Raw genomic sequence first — 18104 nt, 5'->3', positions numbered from 1 at the left:
AATTCACCTCGACGGCTGCTACACCAGCGGACGGCCGGTGCGGATGCGCCGATCCAGATCCCACAGAATCAGGTTGAACGGGAAGCCGCGGAGGAACCCGGGCAGCAGATTGTTGACTCCGCGGATCAGGCCCATCAACCGGTCGAACCGGCGTTGCCGCTGCGCATCCCACGGCAGCTGCATCTCGTCGCGGAAGCGCTGGGGCAGGAATCCGGTGGTGATCAGCAAGGCGAGCCGTTCGTTCGCCCGCTGCAGTGGCCCCGGCAGGGTCAAGCCGCGCATCCGGCTGGCGGCGATCGGCTCGAGGTAGGCGCGGACGGTGTCGTCGATGTGCACCTTGTCCAGTTGCTCCTGCCAGTACCGGTCGAAGGCGGCCCGGTCCGCCGGCCACATGTCCTCGGGAACCTGGAGCATGGTGGCCATGGCCTTGCCCTCGTTGTGGTAGTGGCGGTCGGCGTGCTCGTCGTCCATCTCACCGAGGAAGATGCGGTGGATGTCGACGTTGCCCTTGTACAGGCAGGCGCCCACCCACAGCTGCAGATCGCGGTCGAAGGCGTTGTACTTCACCGGGCTGTCGTCGATCGAGCGAACCTGCCGGTGGACACTGTCCACCGCCGCCCGGAACGCGGCCTGCTGTTCGACGCTGCCCTGGGTGGCGACGACCAGATAGGTGAACGTGGTCCGGGCCCGCTTGATCGGGTGCAGGTCGACGCGCCCGCTATCGACGCGGCTCTCCAGCACGCCATAACCCACCTCGGGACGCGCGAGTTGCATGATCACGTTGGCCGGCCCGGCCAACAGGGCCACACCCATCATCATGTTGTCGGTGCAGGCGACCTGGGGTAGCAGCGAACGCCGACGAGGTGCGGCGTGGGTAACTGCCGAATCGCTCACCGAACGCTCCACCAAAGGAATCGGCTCGCTGATCGTCATGACTGCACCTCGCACATCGTGGGAACGGCAATTGTGAGAACGTCTGTTTCCTGATATTGCCGAGTTGCGAGCGCGGTGTCAACTTGCTGAGGGTGGCTCAGCTGCGTGGTTTGCGCTGCTTGCGCTTGATGCCCACGCCGCCCCACAGCGAGAAGCCGCGGACCCGTACCGTGGGCGCGCCGGGGGTGCCTCGGCCGTCGACCCGCTGGTCGAAGCCGCCCATCACCCCGTGGCCCCGGATGTCGACGTTGACTTCCGGCGGCAGCAAAATGGTCTGCCCGCCCATGATCGAGTAGGCGTTGATCTCGACGTCGGTCGCGGTGAAGTCGGCGTAGCGCAGATCGATCACGCCGCCGCCCCACAGCGAGAAGGTGGTCAGCCGCTTGGGCACGTTCCACCGCCCGCGCCGCTCGAACGAACCCAGGATCGCCAGCAGCAGCGTGGAGGGAGCGGGCTTGCAGTCGCCGCCGCGGTGCGGGCACACCGAGGAACCCGGAAGGTCGGCGCGCAGCCCGTCGAGCTCGTCGTAGGTCTGCGCCGCGTAGGCCTTGGCCAGCCGGTCCTCGTACTCGCTCATCGGCAGTTGGCCCTGCGCAGCGGCGTCGCCGAGCAGCTGCGCCAACTGGATCCGGTCGGTGTCCGCGGCACGCGACGGCATGCCGTGGGTGTCGTGGCCTCGCCCGGCTGAGTTCCTCATCGGCTACAGAGCCTACGACGAACCGCTATGCCGTACGCAAGGTTGCCCGAAGTGGCTACAAGGACCAGCTAGGTGGACGCTTCTGCAAAAAGGCCAGCATCCCTTCCCGGGCCTCGTCGGAGACGAACATCCGTGCCGAGGCCACACTGAGCCGCTCGGCGTCGCGGTCGAACCCGGCCAGCACCTCGGCGGTGGTCAGCGCCTTGGAGGCCGCCAGCCCCTGCGGGGAACCCCGCCGCAGATCGCTCACCAGACCGGCGACGGTGGACTCGAGGTCCGCTTCGTTCTCCACGGCCAGCGTGATCAGCCCGATCGCGGCGGCTTCGGCCGCGCCGAACTTCTCCCCGGTCAGGTAGTAGCGGGCGGCGGCCCGCGGAGACAGCTTGGGCAGCAGGGTCAGCGAGATGATCGAGGGCGCCACGCCGATCCGGGCCTCGGTCAGCGCGAAGGTGCTGGCCGGTCCGGCGACCGCGATATCGCACGCGCCGACCATGCCCATCCCGCCGGCCCGCACGTGGCCGTCGACCGCGGCGATCACCGGCCGCGGGCACTCGACGATCGCCCGCAGCAACGCCGCCATTTCGCGGGCCCGGTCGGCGGCCAGGTCGCCGGGACTGGCATCTGGGCCGCCGGATGCCTCGCTCAAGTCCGCGCCGGCGCAGAAGGTGTTGCCGGTGTGACCGAGCACCACCACCCGCACGTTCGGGTCCGCGGCGGCGTCGCGCAGGCCGGCATGCAGTTGGGCGACCAGCCGGCTCGACAGCGCGTTGCGGTTGTGCGGCGAATCCAGCGTCAGCCGGGCCGACCCGTCTCCGGTGTCCTCCGGCCCGGCGTAGGAGACCAGGGTGTCCATCAGTACGACCGGGGCAGGCCCAGCGACGTCTGCGCGACGAAGTTGAGGATCATCTCCCGGCTCACCGGCGCGATCCGGGCCAGCCGCGACACCGTCACCGCCGCGGCGATGCCGTACTCCTTGGTCAGGCCGTTGCCGCCCAGGGACTGCACGGCCTGGTCGACCGCCCGCGTCGAGGCCTCCCCGGCGGCGTACTTGGCCATGTTGGCCGCCTCGGCGGCGCCGAAGTCATCACCGGCGTCATAGAGCGTCGCCGCCTTCTGCATCATCAGCTTGGCCAACTGGATCTCGATGTGGTTCTGCGCCAACGGGTGCGACAGGCCCTGGTGCGACCCGATCGGGGTCTTCCAGACCTGCCGGGTGCTGACGTAGTCGACGGCCTTGCCGATCGCGAACCGGCCCATCCCGACCGCGCTGGCCGCGCCCATGATGCGCTCGGGGTTGAGCCCGGCGAACAGCTGCGCGATCGCGGCGTCCTCAGAACCCACCAGCGCGTCGGCCGGCAGCCGCACATCGTCGAGGAAAACCTGGAACTGACGCTCCGGGCTGATCAGCTCCATCTCGATCGGCGTGTAGCTCAGGCCGGCGGCGTCGGTGGGTACCACGAACAGGGCCGGGCGCAGGTTGCCAGTCTTGGCGTCCTCGGTGCGGCCGACCACCAGCACCGCTTGGGCCTGGTCGACGCCGGAGATGAACGTCTTCTGCCCCTTGAGGATCCAGTCCGAGCCGTCCCGGCGCGCGGTGGTGGTGATCTTGTGCGAGTTCGATCCGGCGTCGGGTTCGGTGATGGCGAACGCCATGGTCAACGAGCCGTCGGCGATGCCGGGGATCCACCGCTTCTTCTGCTCGTCGGTGCCGAACTTGGAGATGATGGTGCCGTTGATGGCCGGCGACACCACCATCATCAACAGGCCGCAGCCGTTGGCCGACATCTCTTCCATGACCAGCGACAGCTCGTACATCCCGGCGCCGCCGCCGCCGTATTCCTCGGGCAGGTTCACCCCGATGAAGCCGAGTTTGCCTGCCTCGTTCCACAATTCGTCGGTGTGCTCACCGGCGCGAGCCTTCTCCAGGTAGTAGTCCTGGCCGTAGTTCTTGGCCATCGCCCCGACCGCCTCGCGCAGGGCACGACGCTCATCGCTCTCGATGAAGCTGGTGTCGCTCATTGGGAATCTCCTTCTGCTGATGTTTCGAGACTTTCGACGCGGGCCAGCACGGCGCCGACCTCGACCTGGTCTCCGGGTTTGACGTTGAGGTGGGTGAGTACCCCGTCGGCCGGTGCGCTGATGGTGTGCTCCATCTTCATGGCTTCCAGCCAGATCAGCGGTTGTCCGGCGGTCACCGGATCGCCGAGGGCGGCACCCAACCGGATCACGTTGCCGGGCATCGGCGCCAGCAGCGACCCCTGTTCGACCGCGGATTCGGGATTGGGGAATCGCGGCAACGCCACCAGGTGCACCGGACCGGCCGGGGAGTCGACATAGATGTCGGCGCCGTAACGGGCGACGGTGAACGTGCGCGCGACGCCGGCCGAATCGGCCAACACCACCTCGTCCGGCGTGGACGAGACCAGGCTGACCTCGTCGTTGATGGTCAATCCGGTTCGGGTGAAACGATATTCGATCCGATGCTCGGTGCCGTCGTCGTCGGTGTAGGTCTTGGTCTGGTATCCCGAGGCCAGATTGCGCCAGCCGCCGGGAATGGAGCCGAACGCCACGGCGGTGGCCCGGTTGTGCGCGGCGTCGGCCAGCGCGGCCGCGATTGCCGACGCCCGCACGGCCGCGGCGCCGGCCAGCGGCGCGGACAGCTCGGCCAGTCCGTGGGTCTCGAAGAACGCCGTGTCGGTCGCACCGTCGAGGAAAGCCGGGTGGCGCAGCACGTTGACCAGCAGGTCGCGGTTGGTGCGCAGGCCGTGCAGCCGGGCGCGCGCCAGTGCGCCCGCCAGCACCGCCGCCGCCTGACGCCGGGTGGGCGCGTAGCTGATCACCTTCGCCAGCATCGGGTCGTAGTGAATGGACACCATGGACCCGTCCTCGATGCCGGAGTCCAGCCGCACGCCGGTGTGCCGGCACAGGCCGTGGAACCGCGCGGTCACCCCCGGGATGTCGATGGCGTGCACCAGCCCGGCCTGCGGCTGCCACCCCCGGGCCGGGTCCTCGGCGTACAACCGCGCCTCGATGGAGTGGCCCTGCGCCGCAGGCGGTTCCGGGTCGAGTCGGGCGCCGTCTGCCACCGCCAACTGCAGCTCGACCAGATCGCAGCCAGTGGTCTCCTCGGTGACGGGATGTTCGACCTGCAGTCGGGTGTTCATCTCCAGGAAGTAGAACGCGCCGTCCTCGTCGGCCAGGAACTCCACGGTGCCCGCGCCGGTGTAGCCGATCGCGTTCGCCGCCAGCCGGGCCGCCTCGAAAAGCTTGTCCCGCATCCCGGAGATGCGCTCCACCAGCGGGGAGGGGGCCTCTTCGATGACCTTCTGGTGGCGGCGCTGGATCGAGCATTCCCGCTCGCCGACCGCCCACACCGTTCCGTGCGCATCGGCCATCACCTGAACCTCGATATGGCGCCCGGTCGGCAGGTAGCGCTCGCAGAACACCGTCGGGTCGCCGAATGCCGAGGCGGCCTCGCGCTGGGCGGCCGCGACCTCATCGGCCAGCGCCGACAACTCGCTGACCACCCGCATACCGCGGCCGCCGCCGCCGGCCGACGCCTTGACCAGCACCGGTAGTTGCGCGGCGGTGACGGTGTCCGGGTCGAGTTCTTCGAGCACCGGGACCCCGGCGGCGGCCATCAGCTTCTTGGCCTCGATCTTGGAACCCATGGAGGTCACCGCGCCCACCGGCGGCCCGATCCAGGTCAGTCCGGCGGCCTGCACCGCGGCGGCGAATTCGGCGTTCTCGGAGAGGAATCCGTAGCCCGGGTGCACGGCGTCGGCACCGGCGGCCTGCGCCGCGGCGATGATCGCCTCCGCCGACAGGTAGCTGGTGGTCTCCGGCAGGCGCACCTTCTCGTCGGCCTCGGCGACGTGCGGCATGCCCGCATCAGGATCGGTGTAGACCGCGACCGTGCCCAGGCCCAGCCGGCGGCAGGTGGTGAAGACCCGGCGGGCGATCTCGCCGCGGTTGGCCACCAGAACTTTGCTGATCATGGGAGTCCTCACATCCGGAAGACGCCGAAGTTCGACGTCCCCTCGACCGGGCCATTGGCGATGGCGGACAAGCACATTCCCAGTACGATGCGGGTGTCGCGCGGGTCGATCACCCCGTCGTCGTAGAGCCGGCCGGACAAGAACATCGGCAGTGACTCCGCCTCGATCTGGGCTTCGATGGCGGCCCGCAGCGCGGCGTCGGCCGCCTCGTCCACCTGCTGGCCGCGGGCTTCGGCGGCGGCGCGGCTGACGATCGAGATGACCCCGGCCAGCTGCGCCCCGCCCATCACCGCCGCTTTGGCCGATGGCCAGGCGAACAGGAACCGCGGATCGTAGGCCCGCCCGCACATGCCGTAGTGCCCGGCGCCGTAGGAGGCGCCGATCAGCAGCGAGATGTGCGGCACCGTCGAGTTCGACACGGCGTTGATCATCATCGAGCCGTGCTTGATCATGCCGCCCTCTTCGTAGGCCTTGCCGACCATGTACCCGGTGGTGTTGTGCAGGAACAACAATGGGGTATTGGACCGGTTGGCCAGCTGAATGAACTGGGTGGCCTTCTGGGATTCCTCACTGAACAACACGCCGCGCGCGTTGGCCAGGATGCCCACCGGGTAGCCGTGCAGCCGGGCCCAGCCGGTGATCAGCGACGAGCCGTACATCGCCTTGAACTCGTCGAACTCCGAGCCGTCGACGATCCGGGCGATCACCTCCCGCGGGTCGAATGGGATCCGCAGGTCGGCCGGCACGATGCCGATCAGCTCCTCGGTGTCGTACTTCGGCTCGACGACCGCGAGGGGTTTGGGCCCCTGCTTGACCCAGTTCAGCCGGGCCACGATCCGGCGGCCGATCCGCAGCGCGTCCAGTTCGTCGTTCGCGAAGTAGTCACCCAGACCCGAAGTGCGGGAGTGCATCTCGGCGCCGCCGAGGGATTCGTCGTCGGACTCCTCGCCGGTGGCCATTTTCACCAGCGGCGGGCCGGCGAGGAACACCTTCGAGCGCTCCTTGATCATCACCACGTGGTCGGACATGCCGGGCACATACGCCCCGCCCGCGGTGGAGTTGCCGAACACCAGCGCGATGGTCGGGATGCCGGCGGCCGAGAGTCGGGTCAGGTCGCGGAACATCTGACCGCCGGGAATGAAGACTTCCTTCTGGGTGGGCAGGTCAGCTCCGCCGGACTCCACCAGGGAGATCACCGGGAGACGGTTCTCGAACGCAATCTGATTGGCCCGCAAAATTTTTCGCAGTGTCCACGGGTTAGACGTGCCGCCCTTGACCGTCGGGTCGTTGGCAACGATCATGCACTCCACGCCTTCGACCGCGCCGATCCCGGTGACCAGGCTGGCCCCGACCTGGAAGTCGCTGCCCCACGCGGCCAGCGGACACAGCTCCAGGAACGGGGAGTCCGCGTCGATCAGCGCCTCGATGCGCTCGCGCGCGGTGAGCTTGCCGCGGGCGTGGTGGCGCTCGACGTATTTGGCGCCGCCCCCGGCCAAGGCCTTGGCCAGTTCGGTGTCGAGTTCGGCGAGCTTGTCGGTCAGCGCCGCTGCCGCCTCGGTGTAGGCAGGGGAGCTGGAGTCGAGGGTGGACTTAAGGACGGTCATAGCCACCCCTGACGATGCAGAACGGAGCTTGCGGAGTGATGAGGAGGAGGGGAGTGATCACGATTGGAAACCTAGGGATTTCGCGGCCAGCGAGGTCAGGATTTCGGTGGTTCCACCACCGATTCCGATGATCCGCATATCGCGGTACTGGCGTTCCACCTCCGATTCGGCCATGTAGCCCATCCCGCCGAACAGCTGCACCGCCTGGTTGGCCACCCACTCGCCGGCCTCCACCGCGGTGTTCTTGGCGAAGCACACCTCGGCGATAAGGTTGAACTCCCCGGCCAGCTGCCGCTCGACGACGTGGCGGGTGTAGACCCGGGCCACATCGATGCGGCGGGCCATCTCCGCGAGGGTGTTCTGCACGGCCTGCCGGGAGATCAGCGGCCGACCGAAGGTCTCCCGGTCCCGGCACCACGCCAGGGTCAGATCCAGGCAGCGCTGCGCGCTGGCGTAGGCCTGCGCGGCCAAACCGACGCGCTCGGAGACGAACGCCGCGGCGATCTGGGCGAAGCCGGTGTTCTCGGCGCCGACCAGGTTCGCCACCGGCACCCGCGCATCGACGTAGGACAGTTCGGCGGTGTCCGAGGACCGCCAGCCCATCTTGTCCAGCTTGCGGGTCACCTCAAAACCAGGCGTGCCCTTCTCGACCACCAGCAGTGACACCCCGGCCGCCCCCGGCCCGCCGGTGCGCACCGCGGTGACCACGTAGTCGGCGCGCACCGCGGAGGTGATGAAGGTCTTGGAGCCGTTGACCACATAGTGGTCGCCGTCCAGGCGCGCGGTGGTGCGCAGGTGGCCGACGTCCGAGCCGCCGCCGGGTTCGGTGATGGCCAGCGATCCGATCTTCTCCCCGGCCAGGGTGGGAGCGACGAACTCCTCGATCAGCCTTGTGTCGCCCGAGGCGATCATGTGCGGCACGGCGATACCGCAGGTGAACAGCGAGGCGAACACCCCGCCGGGGGCCCCGGCCTGGTGCATTTCCTCGCAGATGACCACCGCGTCGGCACCGTCGCCGCCACCGCCGCCGACTTCCTCGGGGAAGCCGGCGCCCAGCAGGCCGGCCTCGGCGGCTTTGCGGTGCAGCTCGCGGGGCAGCTCGCCGGTGCGTTCCCACTCATCGACGTTCGGTGCGATCTCGCGTTCGACGAAAGTGCGCACGGTCTTGCGCAGCGCGTCACGCTCGGGGGAGGTCCAGATGCTCACGGTGTCCCTTCTGACAGCAACGGTTCGGGAATGTCGACATGGCGGCTGCGCAGCCATTCGCCCAACCCCTTGGCCTGCGGATCGAATCGGGCTTGGTAGGCCACGCCTTGCCCGAGGATGTCTTCGACGACGAAGTTCACCGCCCGCAGCTTGGGCAGCACATGCCGGGTGACCGGCAGCTCGGCGGTCTCGGGCAGCAACTCCCGCAGCTTCTCCACGGTCAGCGTGTGGACCAGCCAGCGCCACTGCTCATCGGTGCGCACCCAGACCCCGACGTTGGCCGAGCCGCCCTTGTCGCCGCTGCGGGCGCCGGCGATCAACCCCAGCGGCGCACGCCGGGTCGGGCCCGCCGGCAACGGCTCGGGCAGGGCGGGGTCCTCGGCCGGCTCGAGGGTGCGGGTCTCGGCCGCGGCCGGGATGTCCACCCGGGTGCCGTCGGGGTGCACCGCGACGTGCGGCACCGCCGTGGCGTCGACGTAGCCCGGCGTGAATACGCCGTAGACCTGGCCGTCGCCGGGCGGGGCGGTGACGCAGAACCCGGGGTAGCTGGCCAGGGCGAGCTCGATGCCGGCCGCGGAGAATTTGCGGCCCACGTTGGCCGGGTCGGGGTCACGCACCACGCAGTGCAGCAGGGCGCTGGCGGCTTCCTCGGTGTCGGCGTCGGGGTGGTCGGTGCGGGCCAGTGTCCACTGCAGCTCGGCCGGCCGGACGGTCATCGCCGCTTCGAGCTGGGTGCGCAGCAGCTCGGCCTTGGCCTCGATGTCCAGGCCGGTCAGCACGAACGTGGTGGAGTTGCGGAACCCGCCGATGCTGTTCAGCGACACCTTGCAGGTCGGTGGCGGCGCTTCGCCGGTCACGCCCGAGATCCGCACCCGGTCGGGGCCGTCGGAAGACAGTTCGATGCTGTCCATCCGGGCGGTGACGTCGGGGTTGGCATAACGGGCCCCGGTGACCTCGTAGAGCAGCTGCGCGGTGACGGTGTCGACGCTGACCAGCCCGCCGGTGCCTGGATGTTTGGTGATCACCGACGATCCGTCGGCGTGGATCTCGGCGAGCGGGAAGCCGGGATGCAAGAGGTGCTCGGTGGGAATCTCGGTGAAGAAGGCGTAGTTGCCGCCGCTGGCCTGGATGCCGCACTCGATCACGTGACCGGCGACCACCGCCCCGGCGAGCTGGTCGTAGTCGGTGCGATCCCAGCCGAAGTGGGCGGCCGCAGGGCCGACGATCACCGAGGCATCGGTGACCCGGCCGGTGATCACGACGTCGGCGCCACCGCTCAGGCACTCGACGATGCCCCAGCCACCCAGGTAGGCGTTGGCGGTCAGAGGCGTCCCCAATCCGAGCTCGGCGGCGCGGGGGAGCAGGTCATCGCCTTCGACGTGGGCCACCGTGGCCGGGATGCCGAGGCGGTCGGCCAGTTCGCGCACCGCGTCGGCCAGGCCGGCCGGATTGAGCCCGCCGGCGTTGGCCACGATACGAACACCCTTGTCACGAGCCAGGCCGAGGCATTGTTCGAGCTGGGTCAGAAAGGTCTTGGCGTAGCCGCGCTCCGGGTGCTTCATCCGGTCGCGGCCCAGGATCAGCATGGTCAGCTCGGCCAGGTAGTCGCCGGTGAGATAGTCCAGGTCACCGCCGGTGAGCATCTCGTGCATTGCGGCGTGACGGTCGCCGTAGAAGCCTGAGCAGTTGCCGATCCGAACCGCTGCTGTCATCCCCACATCCCATCCTCAACCAACCGGTAGGTTAGCCGGTACCGCCGGTGTCGCGTCAAGATGGGCGGCCGGCGCCCTCAATCGTCGGAAAAGTCATTTTGGAGCCGACGCTGATCACCCGCTATCCTTTCGGGAGTCCGCCGCTGGCGTCTAGCGGCAACATGTCAACTTGAGGAGAGGCTCGACCATGGCCGTGCCGAAGCGCAGGATGTCGCGCGCGAACACCCGTTCTCGCCGCGCGCAGTGGAAGGCCGAGGCAACGGGCCTGGTCAACGTGTCGGTCGCCGGGCGCGCACACAAGGTGCCACGACGGCTGCTCAAGGCGGCTCGCCTGGGTCTGATCGATCTGGATCGTCGCTAATAACGCTCCCGACACGAGCGGCGCTTTACCCACCAGATCGCCCATCAATGATTGGATAGCACCTATGGCTACCCGGGTACTGGTTGTAGATGATGACCGCGCGGTGCGTGAGTCGCTGCGCAGGTCTCTCTCGTTCAATGGCTATTCGGTCTCGCTGGCCACCGACGGCGTCGAGGCGCTCGAGGCGATCTCCAGCGATCGGCCGGACGCCATGATCCTGGATGTCATGATGCCGCGGCTCGACGGCCTGGAAGTCTGCCGGCAGCTGCGCAGCACCGGTGACGACCTGCCGATCCTGGTGCTGACCGCCCGCGACTCGGTCTCCGAGCGGGTGGCCGGCCTGGACGCCGGCGCCGACGACTACCTGCCGAAGCCGTTCGCCCTGGAGGAGCTGCTGGCGCGGATGCGGGCCCTGCTGCGCCGCACCACCGCCGAGGACCTGTCGGAGTCGGTGGCGATGTCCTTCGAGGACCTGACGCTGGACCCGGTCACCCGCGAGGTCACCCGCGGTGACCGGCAGATCAGCCTGACCCGCACCGAGTTCGCCCTGCTGGAGATGCTGATCGCCAACCCGCGCCGGGTGCTTACCCGCAGCCGCATCCTCGAGGAGGTGTGGGGCTTCGACTTCCCCACCTCGGGCAATGCGCTGGAGGTTTACATCGGGTATCTGCGTCGTAAGACCGAAGCCGAAGGGGAGCCGCGGCTGATCTACACCGTGCGCGGGGTGGGTTACGTGCTTCGCGAGACACCTCCCTGATGCAGTTTTTCCACCGGCGGCAGGACGGCGCTTCGGCGCAGAACACATCCCTGTCGCTGCGCTGGCGGGTGATGCTGCTGGCGATGTCGATGGTGGCGTTGGTGGTGGTGTTGATGGCCGTCGCCGTCTACGCGGTGATCTCGGCGGCGCTGTACAACGACATCGACAATCAGCTGCAGAGCCGCACCGAGATGCTGATCGCCAGCGGTTCCCTGGCTGCCGATCCCCGCAAGGCGATCGAGGGCACCGCCTACTCCGATGTCAACGCCATGCTGGTCAACCCCGGCCGGTCGATCTACACCGCCAACCAACCCGGCCAGCGGCTGCCGGTCGGACAGCAGGAGAAGGCCGTCATCCGCGGCGAGCTGTTTCTGTCGCGGCGCACCGCGGCCGGCCAGCGGGTGCTGGCAGTGCATCTGCCCAACGGCAGCACGTTGTTGATCTCCAAGAGCCTGGCGCCCACCCGGGCGGTGACCATGAAGCTGCGCTGGGTGCTGCTGGTCGTCGGCGGGGTCGGCGTGGTGGTGGCCGCCATCGCCGGCGGGATGGTTACCCGGACCGGCCTGCGGCCGGTGGGCCGGCTGACCGAGGCGGCCGAACGGGTCGCGCGCACGGATGATCTGCGGCCCATCCCGGTCTACGGCAGCGACGAATTGGCCCGGCTCACCGAGGCGTTCAACGCGATGCTGCGGGCGCTGGCCGAGTCGCGGGAACGGCAGGCGCGGCTGGTCGCCGATGCCGGTCACGAACTGAAGACCCCGCTGACGTCGTTGCGCACCAACGTGGAGTTGCTGATGGCGTCCGCGGCGCCGGGCGCACCGCAGCTGCCCGAGGAGGAGATGGCCGAGCTGCGCGCTGATGCAATCGGCCAGATCGAGGAATTGTCCACGCTGGTAGGCGATTTGGTGGACCTCACCCGTGACGACCGGCGCGAGGCGGCGTTCGAACAGGTCGATATCACCGAGGTCGTCGACCGCAGCATGGAGCGAGTCAGACGGCGCCGCAACGACATCGACTTCGACATCCAGGTGGTTCCCTGGCACGTCTACGGCGACGCCGCGGGCCTGTCGCGGGCGGTGCTGAACATGCTCGACAACGCCGCCAAGTGGAGCCCCTCCGGTGGGGTCGTCGGGCTGCGGATGCGCCAGCTCGACCCGACGCACATGGAGATGGTGGTGTCCGACCAGGGGCCGGGGATCCCGGAGCACGAGCGGGACTTGGTGTTCGAGCGCTTCTTCCGGTCCGACCAGGCGCGCGCGATGCCCGGGTCCGGCCTGGGCCTGGCGATCGTCAAACAGGTGGTGCTCAAGCATGGTGGGGCGATCACCATCGAAGACACCGTCGTCGGAGGTGACCCGCCCGGGACATCGATCCGGATGGTGCTGCCCGGCGGGGCCACCTCGGCCGGCGAGGTACCGGCCACGGCGGTCACAGGCGGTTCTCAGTCCACCTAGGCATGGTGGTGAGGCAAACTTCGGGTCTCTAGGAGCAGGCAACGACATGATGAACCACCCGGGCTACCCCCCGGCGCGGCAACAGCCGGGCCAGGGCGGGCAGCGGCCCCAGCCACAGCAGCCGTACGACTGGCGCTATGCCCAGTCACCGGCCCAGCAGCCGCAGCAGCCCGCCTACCGCTCCGGCTATGACGGCTCCTACGGCCGGCCGCCGCTCCCGGGTTCGGGCCTGCCCCCGAAGCGCCCGCGCGCCGGGGCGCTGGTGGCCGGTGCGGCCGCCATCGCTGTGTTGTCGGGCGTGACCGGCGGCGTGGTGGGCTCGGCAATGCGCTCCGACCACAAACCGGTCGCCGGTGGCAGCCACAGCAGCCTCCAGTCGCCGGGTGTGCCCGCTGCGGTGACCCTGCCCGACGGTTCGGTCGAGAAGGTCGCGGCGAAGGTGGTGCCCAGCGTCGTCATGCTGGAGACCGATCTGGGCCGCCAGTCCGAGGAGGGCTCGGGCATCATCCTGTCGGCCGACGGAATGATCTTGACCAACAACCACGTGGTGGCCGCCGCGGCCAAGGCCGATGCGACCTCCAAGGCGCCGCCGAGGACCACGGTGACGTTCTTCGACGGACGCACCGCAGCGTTCACCGTGGTGGGCACGGACCCGGCCAGCGACATCGCCGTGGTGCGCGTGCAGGGGGTCTCCGATCTGACCCCGATCACGCTCGGGTCCTCGGCTGACCTGCGGGTGGGCCAGCACGTGGTGGCGGTCGGGTCGCCGCTGGGCCTGGAGGGCACGGTGACCACCGGCATCGTCAGCGCGCTCAACCGGCCGGTGTCCACCAGCGGTGAGGCGGGCAACCAGAACACCGTGCTGGACGCGATCCAGACCGATGCCGCGATCAACCCGGGCAACTCGGGCGGGGCGCTGGTCAACATGAACGGCGACCTGGTGGGGATCAACTCGGCGATCGCGACGATGGGCGGGGACTCCGCCGAAGCCCAGAGCGGCTCCATCGGCCTGGGTTTCGCGATTCCGGTGGACCAGGCCAAGCGGATCGCCGACGAACTCATCAACTCGCCGGATCACACCGCATCGCACGCCTCGCTGGGGGTGCGGGTCACCAGTGAGCGCAGCCTGCACGGCGCGAAGGTGGTCGAGGTGGTGCCGGGCGAGGCGGCGGCGAAAGGCGGTCTGCCGGAAGGCGTGACAGTGACCGCGTTCGACAAACGCCCGATCGGCAGCGCCGACGCCCTGGTGGCCGCCGTTCGGTCCAAGGCGCCCGGCGACCAGGTGACGCTGACCTACCTGGATGCCAGCGGAGCCTCCAAGACGGCGCAGGTCACCCTGGGTAAAGCCCAGCAGTGACGGGTTGGTGACTCCATGCTCATGCGGCGGTTCCAGCTTCGCCTCTCCTTCGTCGAGCCTCGCTAAACCGCCGTCGGATCCGCGATATACGGTTGCACCCATGGAACAGACCACAGAACTCGCCGGCCGCGCGCTCGTCGTCGTCGTCGACGACCGCACCGCGCACGGCGACGAGGACCACAGCGGTCCGTTGGTCACCGAACTGCTGGCCGAGGGCGGGTTCATGGTCGACGGCGTGGTCGCCGTCGCCAACGACGAGGTCGAGATCCGCAACGCGCTGAACACGGCGGTGATCGGCGGCGTCGACCTGGTGGTGTCGGTCGGCGGCACCGGGGTCACCCCGCGCGATGTCGCCCCGGAGGCCACTCGCGACATCCTGGACCGCGAGATCCTCGGCATCTCCGAGGCGCTGCGGGCCTCCGGGCTGTCCGCCGGGATCACCGACGCCGGGTTGTCGCGCGGCCTGGCCGGCGTCTCGGGCAGCACTCTGGTGGTCAACCTGGCCGGTTCCCGAGCTGCGGTGCGCGACGGGATGGCGACGCTGAACCCGCTGGCGGCCAACATCATCGGTCAGCTGTCCAGCCTGGAAATCTAGCGCCTATGCCCGGCCTCGGCGAGCACCAGGAGTCTTCCGACGAGCGCGATCCGGATGACGCCCGCGAGATCCAGGAGCGTGAGCGGTGGCTGCGGGACAACGTCCCGCCACATCACGGTTGAGATTCGACTTCGCCGAATCACCCGCGCCGATCTGTTAACGGCAATTACGGTTCGCTTGGGCGGCGCAGGCTGCCCGCAGTGATTCCGGCCGGAAGGGGTGCAACGGGTGTTAAAAGGGTTCAAAAACTTTCTGATGCGAGACGACGTCATCACCGTCGCCATCGGTCTGGTGGTCGCGCTGGCGTTCTCCAACCTGGTCAAAGCCTTCACCGACAGCGTGATCAACCCGCTGGTCTCGGCCGCGCAGCCGGACACCGCCGGGCTGGGGCTGGGTTACCAACTGGGGGCGGAAGGTAACGAGGCGACCTTCATCGACCTCGGCGCGTTCATCTCGGCGATCATCTACTTCATCGTGTTCATGGCCACCATCTACTTCTTCATCGTGTTGCCCTACAAGGGCATTCAGAAGCGACGGGGCAAGACGGTGTTCGGCGACCCGGCGCCGACCAAGACCTGCCCGGAGTGCAAGTCCGAGATCGACCCGGAAGCGACCAAGTGCAAGTTCTGCGCCAGCCCGCAACCCGCTGTCGCTGCTTGACGATTCAGCGCAAGGTGAGCGTCACCGCCTGAGCCAGGGCGGCACCGGCCACCGCCACCGCGGCGGTGGCCGGCAACGCCACCAACACCACCCGATCGTCGTGATTCTGCTTGTCCGACACCAGCACCACGATGCCGCCGGACGCCAGCACCCTGGGCGCGCCCAGGGGCTCGGCCGCGTCGTCGGCCGTCACCACATCGACGACGTCGCCGGGGCGAACCAGGTCGACCAATGCGGCATCGGCCGGGTGCACGCCGACGATGCGCGCGTCCGGCCCTGCGGTCGCTTCGGTCAGCCGGCTGCCCAGTAGACGGACATCGGTGAGCACCTCGCCGCGGCGTGCCGGACCGGCCAGCGTGGTGTGCAGCACCGACGAGATCTCGGTGACAACACCGTCGGGAACCGTTTCCGCAGAGTGGTTTTCGACTGAGACGTCAGCGGCGGTCAGCGTCGTGCCGGGGGCGAGGTCGTGGCTGGCCACCACCACGTCGATGTGGTCGCCCTGCGGATCGGAGCGGATCGCCGCGACGCCGGCCAACACCACCAGGGCGCCGGCGGCCACCCGCCGTGCGCGCATCGTGCGGCTCCAGTCCGGGCGCAGCGCCTGCGAGACGCGGGAGATCAAGGTCGGGTTGAGCGACTCGCTCATGGCGCCACGGTAAGCGCCCGGCCCGCCCGGGACAGTCGGTCCGGGTGCGGGCCTGTGGATAACGGGTTAGGCCGAGGCGGCGGCCGCCGGTGCCTTGGGCTTGTCGGCGGGCTTGCTGCCGCCGTCTGCAGCGGACTTCTCGGCCGGCTTGCTGCCGCCGTCGCCGGAACCGCCGGATCCGGAATCGGAGGCCGCCTTGGTGGTGCTGCTGCCATTCGAGGAGCTCTTACCCGCATCGCGGCTGTCGGTGCGGTAGAAACCGCTGCCTTTGAACACCACGCCCACCTTGCCGAAGATCTTGCGGAGGCGACCGTTGCACTCCTCGCAGGTGGTCAACGCATCGTCGGTAAAGGCCTGGACCACGTCGAAGCGGTTGCTGCACTCGGTGCAGGCGTAGCTGTAAGTGGGCACGCGAACCTCCGTGAGTCGGGCAATCGGCTTAGCACTCTACCGTGCTAAGTGCTAGAACCACTATTTGATCGTCGGCATTCCAGCACAACGAGGCCTTTTTCCGGAGTCAGGGCGTGCGTCATCGGCACATCGTGCGGCTCGGCGGGCAGCATCTGGAGCAGCTCGTCGTCGCGCACGACACCCACCAGCGGTATCTGCGGCCGGCGCAGCAGCAGGGAGCGGTCGTAGAAGCCGGCGCCGCGGCCCAGTCGCGCGCCCCGGCGGTCGAGCGCCAGCGCCGGGACCACGACCAGGTCCGCCTCGGCCAGCGCCTCCGCCGGTAACCACGGTGGCGCCGGTTCGAGCAGGCCGAACCGGGCCGCAACCAGGGTCTCGGGCTCGTAATCGCCCCACATCAGCGCCAGCGGCGTGCCGTCGTCGCGGGTGCGCACCACCGGCAGCAGCACGCGGATACCGCGCTGGGTCAGCCGGTCGAGCATGGCGGCCGAACCGGGCTCGTCGCCCACCGGCAGGTGGGCGCAGACGGTGCGGGCGCCCTCGGCGAGCTGCTCCAGGTGGCCGGCCAGGGCGCGGGCCTCGGCGTCGTGGACGTCAGTCGGTACCGCGCGGCGGGCTGCGAGCACGCGCGCGCGCAACGCGGACTTGGCGGCCATCGCCGCGTTGTCGGTCACGCCTTCAGCGTGTCAGTAGCGGCTCGCCCACCGCCAGGGGAGGAGGTGGAGTTGATTGCGGTTATCGTGTGAACAATGCCCACTCCGAAGGTTCCGATTCCGCGCACCGCCATTGTGCCCGCGGCCGGTTTGGGCACCCGGTTTCTGCCGGCGACCAAGACGGTGCCCAAGGAGTTGCTGCCCGTCGTCGACACCCCCGGCATCGAGCTGGTCGCCGCCGAGGCGGCCGAGGCCGGTGCCGAGCGGCTGGTGATCATCACCTCCGAGGGCAAGGACGGCGTCGTCGCCCACTTCGTCGAAGACCTGGTGCTGGAAGGCACGCTGGAGGCGCGCGGCAAGAAGGCCATGCTGGCCAAGGTGCGCCGGGCCCCGCAGTTGATCAAGGTGGAGTCGGTGGTGCAGGCCGAGCCGCTCGGGCTGGGCCATGCCATCAGTTGCGTGGAACCCACCCTGTCCGCCGACGAGGACGCCGTCGCCGTGCTGCTCCCCGACGACCTGGTGCTGCCCACCGGGGTGTTGGAGACGATGTCGGCGGTGCGCGCCCGCCGCGGCGGCACCGTGCTGTGCGCGATCGAGGTCAGCCCCGAAGACGTCAGTGCCTACGGCGTTTTCGACGTCGAGCCCGTTCCCGACAGCGACAACCCCGATGTGCTGCGGGTCAAGGGAATGGTCGAGAAGCCCAAGGCCGCCGACGCACCGTCGACGTTCGCCGCTGCGGGACGTTACGTGCTGGACCGGGCCGTGTTCGACGCGTTGCGGCGCATCGACCGCGGCGCCGGCGGCGAGGTGCAGCTCACCGACGCCATCGCGCTGATGATCGCCGAAGGCCACCCGGTGCACGTGGTCGTACACCGCGGATCGCGACACGACCTGGGAAATCCGGGCGGCTACCTCAAAGCTGCGGTTGACTTTGCCTTGGATCGTGACGACTACGGTCCGGACCTGCGCCGGTGGCTGGTGGCGCGGCTGGGCTTGGCGGAGAACTGAGGCGGAGTCAGTCCTGGCCAACCCGAATCGGACCGATGCTGTGAGAAAGGCG

Annotated in this window: 18 protein-coding genes; 7 read left to right on the top strand and 11 right to left on the bottom strand. The window is 69.0% G+C overall.

What is annotated here, in order from left to right; translation table 11 throughout:
- Positions 1 to 18: 18 nt before the first annotated feature.
- The 8 genes from A5648_RS17915 to A5648_RS17880 form a co-directional block, all read right to left on the bottom strand.
- Positions 19 to 933, bottom strand: a complete 915-nt coding sequence (locus tag A5648_RS17915) for an oxygenase MpaB family protein (RefSeq protein WP_065025817.1) — start codon at positions 931 to 933, stop codon at positions 19 to 21.
- 97 nt (positions 934 to 1030) lie between these two features.
- Complete coding sequence (locus A5648_RS17910) at positions 1031 to 1630, bottom strand: DUF1707 SHOCT-like domain-containing protein (protein WP_065025816.1); 600 nt, start codon at positions 1628 to 1630, stop codon at positions 1031 to 1033.
- A 55-nt stretch (positions 1631 to 1685) separates the two neighbouring features.
- Positions 1686 to 2483 carry an enoyl-CoA hydratase family protein gene (locus A5648_RS17905; RefSeq protein WP_065025815.1) on the bottom strand — a complete coding sequence of 266 codons (798 nt, stop codon included), beginning with the start codon at positions 2481 to 2483 and terminating at the stop codon, positions 1686 to 1688.
- Positions 2483 to 3649, bottom strand: coding sequence for an acyl-CoA dehydrogenase family protein (locus A5648_RS17900; protein WP_065025814.1), 1167 nt, complete (start codon positions 3647 to 3649; stop codon positions 2483 to 2485). Before A5648_RS17900 ends, A5648_RS17905 begins: the two co-directional genes overlap by 1 nt.
- A complete protein-coding gene (locus A5648_RS17895) occupies positions 3646 to 5628 on the bottom strand; it encodes an acetyl/propionyl/methylcrotonyl-CoA carboxylase subunit alpha (protein ID WP_065025813.1) in 1983 nt (660 codons plus the stop codon). The genes A5648_RS17900 and A5648_RS17895 overlap by 4 nt, the downstream gene beginning before the upstream one ends.
- A gap of 8 nt (positions 5629 to 5636) precedes the next feature.
- Positions 5637 to 7232, bottom strand: a complete 1596-nt coding sequence (locus A5648_RS17890; protein ID WP_065025812.1) for an acyl-CoA carboxylase subunit beta — start codon at positions 7230 to 7232, stop codon at positions 5637 to 5639.
- 57 nt (positions 7233 to 7289) lie between these two features.
- Entirely contained in the window at positions 7290 to 8438 is a 1149-nt protein-coding gene (locus tag A5648_RS17885) for an acyl-CoA dehydrogenase family protein (protein ID WP_065025811.1), read from the bottom strand.
- A complete protein-coding gene (locus A5648_RS17880; protein WP_065025810.1) occupies positions 8435 to 10150 on the bottom strand; it encodes an acyclic terpene utilization AtuA family protein in 1716 nt (571 codons plus the stop codon). The genes A5648_RS17885 and A5648_RS17880 overlap by 4 nt, the downstream gene beginning before the upstream one ends.
- Before the next feature lie 187 nt (positions 10151 to 10337).
- On the opposite strand from A5648_RS17880, the gene rpmF reads away from it, so the two are divergent.
- The 6 genes from rpmF to A5648_RS17850 all read left to right on the top strand — a co-directional run bounded on the left by rpmF (position 10338) and on the right by A5648_RS17850 (position 15334).
- On the top strand, positions 10338 to 10511 hold the full coding sequence (gene rpmF, locus A5648_RS17875; protein WP_013827873.1) for a 50S ribosomal protein L32: 174 nt from the start codon (positions 10338 to 10340) through the stop codon (positions 10509 to 10511).
- 64 nt (positions 10512 to 10575) lie between these two features.
- Entirely contained in the window at positions 10576 to 11268 is a 693-nt protein-coding gene (locus A5648_RS17870; RefSeq protein WP_064920132.1) for a response regulator transcription factor, read from the top strand.
- A complete protein-coding gene (locus tag A5648_RS17865) occupies positions 11268 to 12722 on the top strand; it encodes a HAMP domain-containing sensor histidine kinase (protein WP_065025809.1) in 1455 nt (484 codons plus the stop codon). Before A5648_RS17870 ends, A5648_RS17865 begins: the two co-directional genes overlap by 1 nt.
- 46 nt (positions 12723 to 12768) lie before the next feature.
- Positions 12769 to 14079, top strand: a complete 1311-nt coding sequence (locus A5648_RS17860) for a S1C family serine protease (protein ID WP_065025808.1) — start codon at positions 12769 to 12771, stop codon at positions 14077 to 14079.
- A gap of 100 nt (positions 14080 to 14179) precedes the next feature.
- Positions 14180 to 14674, top strand: coding sequence for a MogA/MoaB family molybdenum cofactor biosynthesis protein (locus A5648_RS17855; RefSeq protein WP_065025807.1), 495 nt, complete (start codon positions 14180 to 14182; stop codon positions 14672 to 14674).
- 219 nt (positions 14675 to 14893) lie between these two features.
- A complete protein-coding gene (locus A5648_RS17850; protein ID WP_342707276.1) occupies positions 14894 to 15334 on the top strand; it encodes an MscL family protein in 441 nt (146 codons plus the stop codon).
- Positions 15335 to 15338: 4 nt separating this feature from the next.
- Here A5648_RS17850 and A5648_RS17845 read toward each other — a convergent pair whose 3' ends face one another.
- The 3 genes from A5648_RS17845 to A5648_RS17835 form a co-directional block, all read right to left on the bottom strand.
- Positions 15339 to 15983 carry an SAF domain-containing protein gene (locus A5648_RS17845; RefSeq protein WP_065025805.1) on the bottom strand — a complete coding sequence of 215 codons (645 nt, stop codon included), beginning with the start codon at positions 15981 to 15983 and terminating at the stop codon, positions 15339 to 15341.
- A 66-nt stretch (positions 15984 to 16049) separates the two neighbouring features.
- Positions 16050 to 16394 carry an FmdB family zinc ribbon protein gene (locus A5648_RS17840; protein WP_065025804.1) on the bottom strand — a complete coding sequence of 115 codons (345 nt, stop codon included), beginning with the start codon at positions 16392 to 16394 and terminating at the stop codon, positions 16050 to 16052.
- 44 nt (positions 16395 to 16438) lie between these two features.
- Complete coding sequence (locus A5648_RS17835; protein ID WP_065025875.1) at positions 16439 to 17047, bottom strand: 5-formyltetrahydrofolate cyclo-ligase; 609 nt, start codon at positions 17045 to 17047, stop codon at positions 16439 to 16441.
- A 93-nt stretch (positions 17048 to 17140) separates the two neighbouring features.
- Here A5648_RS17835 and A5648_RS17830 point away from each other — a divergent pair, with 93 nt between their 5' ends.
- On the top strand, positions 17141 to 18052 hold the full coding sequence (locus tag A5648_RS17830) for a UTP--glucose-1-phosphate uridylyltransferase (protein ID WP_064856450.1): 912 nt from the start codon (positions 17141 to 17143) through the stop codon (positions 18050 to 18052).
- The last annotated feature ends 52 nt before the right edge of the window (positions 18053 to 18104 follow it).

The organism is Mycolicibacter sinensis, assembly GCF_001673565.1.
Lineage (GTDB): Bacteria > Actinomycetota > Actinomycetes > Mycobacteriales > Mycobacteriaceae > Mycobacterium > Mycobacterium sinense_C.
This window is presented reverse-complemented; position numbering and strand designations above follow the sequence as displayed.